General features: G+C 35.3%; 9 protein-coding genes. 3 read left to right on the top strand and 6 right to left on the bottom strand.

What is annotated here, in order from left to right; all coding sequences use genetic code 11:
- Positions 1-420: S41 family peptidase (locus tag ACR2F7_RS13750; protein WP_432714128.1), on the top strand; the 420-nt coding region annotated here is incomplete at its 5' end.
- A 120-nt stretch (positions 421-540) separates the two neighbouring features.
- Here the strand turns inward: ACR2F7_RS13750 and ACR2F7_RS13755 are convergent.
- The 5 genes from ACR2F7_RS13755 to ACR2F7_RS13775 all read right to left on the bottom strand — a co-directional run bounded on the left by ACR2F7_RS13755 (position 541) and on the right by ACR2F7_RS13775 (position 4413).
- Complete coding sequence (locus ACR2F7_RS13755; RefSeq protein ID WP_432714129.1) at positions 541-1701, bottom strand: metallophosphoesterase; 1161 nt, start codon at positions 1699-1701, stop codon at positions 541-543.
- Positions 1702-2102: 401 nt separating this feature from the next.
- On the bottom strand, positions 2103-2420 hold the full coding sequence (locus ACR2F7_RS13760) for a helix-turn-helix domain-containing protein (RefSeq protein WP_432714130.1): 318 nt from the start codon (positions 2418-2420) through the stop codon (positions 2103-2105).
- Positions 2395-2952: a hypothetical protein gene (locus ACR2F7_RS13765; protein ID WP_432714131.1), complete on the bottom strand. Its 558-nt coding sequence runs from the start codon at positions 2950-2952 to the stop codon at positions 2395-2397. The genes ACR2F7_RS13760 and ACR2F7_RS13765 overlap by 26 nt, the downstream gene beginning before the upstream one ends.
- Positions 2913-3728: an oxidoreductase gene (locus tag ACR2F7_RS13770; protein WP_432714132.1), complete on the bottom strand. Its 816-nt coding sequence runs from the start codon at positions 3726-3728 to the stop codon at positions 2913-2915. Before ACR2F7_RS13770 ends, ACR2F7_RS13765 begins: the two co-directional genes overlap by 40 nt.
- Positions 3729-3840: 112 nt before the next feature.
- On the bottom strand, positions 3841-4413 hold the full coding sequence (locus ACR2F7_RS13775) for a dihydrofolate reductase family protein (RefSeq protein WP_432714133.1): 573 nt from the start codon (positions 4411-4413) through the stop codon (positions 3841-3843).
- A 340-nt stretch (positions 4414-4753) separates the two neighbouring features.
- Here ACR2F7_RS13775 and ACR2F7_RS13780 point away from each other — a divergent pair, with 340 nt between their 5' ends.
- Entirely contained in the window at positions 4754-5002 is a 249-nt protein-coding gene (locus ACR2F7_RS13780) for a hypothetical protein (protein WP_432714134.1), read from the top strand.
- A 301-nt stretch (positions 5003-5303) separates the two neighbouring features.
- Positions 5304-5744: a hypothetical protein gene (locus ACR2F7_RS13785; protein ID WP_432714135.1), complete on the top strand. Its 441-nt coding sequence runs from the start codon at positions 5304-5306 to the stop codon at positions 5742-5744.
- Between the two features lie 59 nt (positions 5745-5803).
- Here ACR2F7_RS13785 and ACR2F7_RS13790 read toward each other — a convergent pair.
- A partial coding sequence (locus ACR2F7_RS13790; RefSeq protein ID WP_432714136.1) for a LytR/AlgR family response regulator transcription factor occupies positions 5804-6393 on the bottom strand: 590 nt, incomplete at its 5' end.

Consider the following 6393-nt stretch of genomic DNA (forward strand, 5'->3'; position numbering starts at 1 on the left):
AGCCATCAACCTGATGGTGATTGGATCATTAAAAATGGAACTTTTTATGTAGATTCCGTAAAAGTATCACCCGTAAAATACAAGGGCCATCCCATTAAAAAAGATGTTCCAGTCGCGATTTTAATAAGTGGTTATACTGCAAGTTCAGGAGAGATGACCGCAATAACGACCATTGGCAGGTATAATTCAATTTTAATTGGCGAGCCCACCGCAGGGTATACGACCACTAATTTAGGATTTAAAGTAAATGAATATTCAGGTCTTAATTTAGCTGTAGATTATGCCGCTGATAGAAATGGGAAGATATATCCTAAAAATATTAATCCAGATATCTTAGTTTCCGATGGTGATAATTTTGAAGTCCTCCATAAGGACCAAAAAGTAAAAAAAGCAATCGCTTGGATTAAAAAAAACAGATAGCTTAACATTATATCGAAGATAGTTGATTTTAAACGAATTATGAATTGCAGGTTTAAAATGGTTATATTTTATCAAATCCTTTAATAGACTTAGTCGTGGAACCTGACTTATCTAATAATTTTATCCCCTAAGAAATTCAAATATGGTAATTTCTGGTAAAATGCCAAATCTGCCGGGATATCCTAAAAAGCCAAAACCTACATTAACATAGAGCTGTTGATTGCCTTCTTTATATAAGCCTGCCCATTCTTTATAACGATATTCTACAGGACTCCATTGAAACGATGCTGTTTGAACACCAAATTGCCCACCATGAGTATGACCACTAAACATGGCATCTATTTGAGGATATTTATGCAAGACTTCTCCACGCCAATGAGAAGGATCGTGAGACAACAGCAGCTTCACCGGAAGATCATTCGTATCTTTCATGGCAAGGTCTAACCTGCCGGAATTATTTTGATTGTTAACTCCCCAATTTTCAACGCCTATAATCGCTATTTCCTCATTATCCACCCTTAATCTTTTATGGTCATTTAATAATAGGTCCCAACCCATATTCTTATGAATTTCTTTAAGGTCCCTGAAATTTTTCTCCTTTGAAATGTTACCTACACCATCCAACTTAAACCGATCGAAATAGTAATCACCATAATCATGATTTCCAAGGATTGAAAATACGCCCAAAGGTGCTTTCACTTTAGAAAAAATGGATTGGTATTCTTTCATTTCAGCAGCAAGGTCATTTACTAAATCTCCAGTAAAAAAAACCACATCAGGCTTTTCTTGTAATAACAGATCAACACCACCTTGAACTGCAATTCTATTATAAAAACTTCCCGAATGGATATCAGAAATTTGAGCTACCTTAATTCCTTCAAATGATTTAGGAAGGTTTTTAAAATAAAGTTTCTGGCGTTTTACCTGGTAATCATAAGCCCCTGATATTACACCCTTTGTTAGCGCGGATAAAGGTATTGCAGCCACTCCTATGCCAAGTTGAAGTATAAATTTTGAACGAGGTATTCCGGGTTCTAAAGCCTCCGGAATTTTCTTTTTTTGTTCTGGTGTTGTGAAAAATCGTGAAATAAGCCACTTTAGGGAACGATACAAATCATCAATTATGATAAAAGGAATAAGGGTAATTTTAGTAATTAAAAATATCAGGGGAATAGCCGACAACACTGTTTCTAAAAGTTTATTCACATTAAAATACATGATCACAAATAAACTGAACAGCGCCAAAGCAGAGAGACTCCACCATAAGATACTGAAGCTCATATGTTTGCTCTTTAATACCGGAAATATTAAAAGTGCTTTATAGATGTACCAGTCAATTACCAAAAAAAGCAAACTGTTCATTAAGAAAGGTAGAAATCTAAATGAGCTCTCCCGAATTTCATGGTTATGAGTTTGTTTAGGGCTCATTAAGAAAGTGCCGGTGCTAGCTGTTATATAAGTCTGTTCAACAGAATGGATATCCATTATCCCCTTTGAATGTTGACTAAAGAAGGATAAAACTGAGAAAAACAGGATCAAGGCAAGTAAAATTCTTTTCAAGCAGTTAATTTTTAGTTTGTTTATTATAACTGATGTAGGATACTTCAATATTCCATATTCTATTGTTATATTAATTAAAAATTTTCCTTAGGTGGGCATACCGCAAATTACTGAGGTGGTCGTTACACAAACGATGCGTTCACACCAAACTCTTTTTTAAACGCTGTAGAAAAGTGCGAAAGGTTTTCAAAACCAACTTCTAGATAAACATCTGTCGGTTTTCTATTCTTTTGAGAAATGAGATAATGCGCCATATCTAAACGTTTTTTCTGCAACCATTTTTCGGGTGTGGCGTGAAAGATTTTTTCAAAATCACGTTTAAATGTGGAAAGACTTCTGCCCGTCAATTTTGCAAATTGCACCAGCGGCACATTGTAAGAAAAGTGGCGGTTCATATATCCTTCCAGATCGATTTTATAGGGCTCGCTGAAATCGAACAAAAAGTTTTTCAATGCAGGATTGCGCAACAACAATTTCTATGGCTTCTGTAGTTTTTGCTTGCGCCAAATTTGGTGTCAGTTTTTCAGGTTGAGGGAAATACGGTAGCAGTGAATCGAAATATCCTTTCATAAACGCATCGTTTTCGAGCACCACATTTGGTTCGCCTATATAGATTCCATTTGCTTGCACGTTGTGTTCCAGGCTGTACTTTTTCAGCGTTTCCTGGTTTAATAAAATATTGATTGTGGCAAATGGTTTACCGTCGAAATGTTTCTTGGTTACTTTCAACAATTGATTTCTGTGCAGGAGCATTAATGTTCCTGCACCATAGGAAATCACGCCTTGATCAGTATATTGTTCAGCAACGCCAGAAGTAATTATGCCTAATACGTGTTCATATACAAATGGATCATGTGCAGCATAGGTTTCTCCCTGGCAAGCATATAATAAAATGTTATGCTGAATTTGTTCTTGTTGCATACTCAAAGATATTATGATTTCATTTGTGAAGCAATGATTTTGTCTTGCCATTTATCAGGAATAAATCGCGCCATAAATAAAGAAGGTGTAGCCATATATCCGCCCGAATAACGTGTTTTCGGACTTTTAGCTTCAATACCTTCTTTAATCAATTTAGCTATGATAACCGGTTCGGGCAGACTGTTGGTTGTAGCTCCAAAAAATTTCTCTACACCCGCTGCCAATTCTTTGTATGCTGTTTTTCCGGAAACGTGCCTCAAACTTTCAAAAGCAATGTTTCCCCATTCAGATTTTATACCCCCCGGCTCAATTACAATGATGTCCACTCCAAATTGTTTTACTTCTCTGCGCATTGCATCACTCAACGCTTCGATCGCAAATTTACTTGCATGATACCAACCACCCAAGGGAAATGAATTTTTACCGCCAACGGATGACATGTTCACGATTTTGCCAAATTTGTTTTCGCGCATTTTAGGCAGTACTAACTGCGCTAATCGCATCGCTCCAAAAACATTGACTTCAAGTTGATAGCGCGCGTCTTCCATTGATACATCTTCTATTGCGCCATACGAACCAAAACCTGCGTTATTCACCAATATATCAATGCTTCCAGCTTCTTTTAAAATTTGATCAACACACAAAACAATGCTTTCGTCTTTCGTTACGTCCAACGCAATCGGCTTAATGCCGTATGTTTCTAAATCTTGCATTTTGTCGGTTCTGCGTGCCGCGCCATAAACATTGTAGCCGTTTTGTGCCAAATAAACCGCTGTTGCTTTGCCAATTCCTGCCGAAGCTCCCGTTATTAAAACTGTCTTTTCCATATTCTTCAAATTATGATGACTCAAAGGTAGCCCCATTTGAAGCGCTAAGGTTTGCTGAAAAGTCCAAAGTTGTTTGTTCACAAGTCCAGCAGTAGATGTGGTGGGATCGTTATTAGGGTTTGTCCACGGTGTAATTTAGTTCAGTTACACCGCAAGTAAACGATCTGGAATTCAATAGCTTTAGTTTTATTTCATTTTTGATGTCTACAAACAATGGAATGCCTTCTCCAAGAATAATTGGATTAACAAATAGCCAGTAGCCGTCAATTAAGTTCTTCTGAATAAGGGAATGGGTTGCTGTTGGGCTACCAAAAAGCAAGATATCGTTACCTGCCTGTTGTTTTATTTCATTTATGCTTTCCGAAAGGTTGTCATTAATAATTTTTGTGTTAGTCAAACCTGTTTCTTTCATTGTTTTTGATAAAACAACTTTGTTAGCTTTATTATACCACTTTGAATGTTCAATGTCGTGCTTAGTCGCTGTTGGCTTTTCACCTGCATCAGGCCAATAGCTTTCCATCATCTGATAAGTTACTCGTCCATATAATGCAGTGTCGCCTTTGCTTATACGCTTACCGACATGATCAAAAATTTCTTCATCAACTTTAATCCAGTCCAATTCTCCGTTTAGCCCTGCTACAAAGCCATCCAGCGACATGTGCATAAATGAAATTATCTTTCTCATATAGTTTTTTTATTATAGTATAGGCATGATACAGCCTATCAGATGACTGTTGACACTTAAATATACGATAGATTCCCTAAATGAAAAAGTAGAACAGTACTTGTATACTCGCGGGCATATCATCACAACGCTCAAAAATCTTTCTTATGACTTCAAAAAATTATTTATTATATCTAAATTGGCCCATGAAATGCTTTGTTTCATAAAGAAACATGACAATACTGTATTACCTCTCGCTAAAAATAACTAATTGCACTAGCTGACTGCCTCATTGATCAAATTTTCAAAGCTACATAGTCGTAAAAGGTTTGAGTAAAAACTTAATTAAAATATGTTAAAAATGAATAATATAGAACTCACTGAACTAAGTGATCAGGAATTATTAGCGGAGAGAAAAAAGCTCAAATCTAATCATATCATAAATGCAGTACTATGTGGATTATTAATAGGTGTTTCAATATACAATACAGTAAGAAATGGACTTGGATTCTTTACATTCTTTCCATTGTATTTTGTATTTATTGTATTTAACAATAGAAAAAAAACAAAAGCACTAAATGACGAATTGAAATCAAGAAACTTAGAATAAGTCTCTGGTTATCATCAATATTCTTAAAGAACTAATCAATTAAAAGCATTCATCTAAATAAAATTTTATTTTGGAACAAACTATAAAAAAACTCATCTAAATTCACGCATTCTTTGGCGGTGTTGGGTTAATAATAGGATTAATTAGTCTCTTAGTTAGAAAGGGTGAACTAATCCATAGAAACACAGGAAAATCATTTTCATATTCCATGATGATCAGCTCCATCATTTCTCTTTTCATTTCAAAAATGGCCAACCATGAAAACTAATTTTTATTCTTAATAGGGATCTTTACAATCTATATGGTATTAGCAGGAAATAGAGCTTTGATATTGAAAAACAAATTAAAGACAAGGGCGGATTGGGTAGACAAATCAATATATGGCACAATGCTATTGACTTCCATAATTATGCTAGTCATTGGCGCAATAGGATTAGTTCAACACAATACTAACAGCATTCTATTTGTTTTTTTCGCAGGGATTGGCGTATTTATGACCCTAAAAGCCTTTCATACATTCAGAACATTTACAGAGAAGAAAAATGCCTGGCTTATTAGTCATTTAGGGAGAATGATAGCCGCCTTGATTGCTTCTTTTACAGCCTTTCTTGTAGCAGGACTTCATTTAAGCACTTTAACCATTTGGATGTTGCCAACCATCATTGGAACAGGTTATAAAATTTATTGGAACAAAAAATTTAAAAATAACATGCATACAAACTTATTAAACAGCGCCCAATAAGTTTGCTTTCAATCCACAACAATGTGGCTTGTAAAAAAATAAGTGATTCCTTAATTGCTCTATTTTATGCCTAAATGATTTAAAAACTCCTCCTTTTTATTTACTGCAATAGAGATCACTTTTCCATTAACAAGCTCTACCATGTTACCATTTACACTTTTAACAGCTTCTAGATTGATAATGAAAGAACGCTGAATTCTAAAAAACTTTGGTAAACATATGGTTTCCTCCATAGATTTAAGGGTTACCTGAGTGACGTAGGTAGCTGAAGGAATAACAATTCTTAAATAGTCACCCTGAGATTCTAAGTACAAAATGTCATTAAGTAAAATCTTGATTAGTTTCCCTTCTGATTTTATAAATACCCGATCTTTCAGTACTTGTGGTGTTGATGAAGATCGTTTTAACGCTATATAATCCTTCGCTTTATTAACCGCTTTCAAAAACCGGTCGAATCTTACCGGTTTAACCAAATAATCTGTTGCTCCTGTGTCGAAACCATCTAATGCAAAATTTCGATAGGCGGTGATAAAAATAACAACTGGAGAATGCTCGAAGGAGCGTACAAGCGCTAAACCATTCAGTTTAGGCATCTCTATATCACTGAAAATGAGATCTACAGGGTTATCTTTTATAAACAAAAGCGCTT

Source organism: Pedobacter sp. (assembly GCF_045628745.1).
Taxonomy (GTDB): Bacteria; Bacteroidota; Bacteroidia; order Sphingobacteriales; family Sphingobacteriaceae; genus Pedobacter.

Coding starts and splice junctions, on each gene's coding strand:
- ACR2F7_RS13775 (WP_432714133.1), bottom strand. CDS start 4,413: ATGAGAAAGATAATTTCATTTATGCACATGTCGCTGGATGGCTTTGTA.
- ACR2F7_RS13770 (WP_432714132.1), bottom strand. CDS start 3,728: ATGGAAAAGACAGTTTTAATAACGGGAGCTTCGGCAGGAATTGGCAAA.
- ACR2F7_RS13785 (WP_432714135.1), top strand. CDS start 5,304: ATGGTATTAGCAGGAAATAGAGCTTTGATATTGAAAAACAAATTAAAG.
- ACR2F7_RS13780 (WP_432714134.1), top strand. CDS start 4,754: ATGAATAATATAGAACTCACTGAACTAAGTGATCAGGAATTATTAGCG.
- ACR2F7_RS13765 (WP_432714131.1), bottom strand. CDS start 2,952: ATGGCAAGACAAAATCATTGCTTCACAAATGAAATCATAATATCTTTG.
- ACR2F7_RS13755 (WP_432714129.1), bottom strand. CDS start 1,701: ATGAGCTTCAGTATCTTATGGTGGAGTCTCTCTGCTTTGGCGCTGTTC.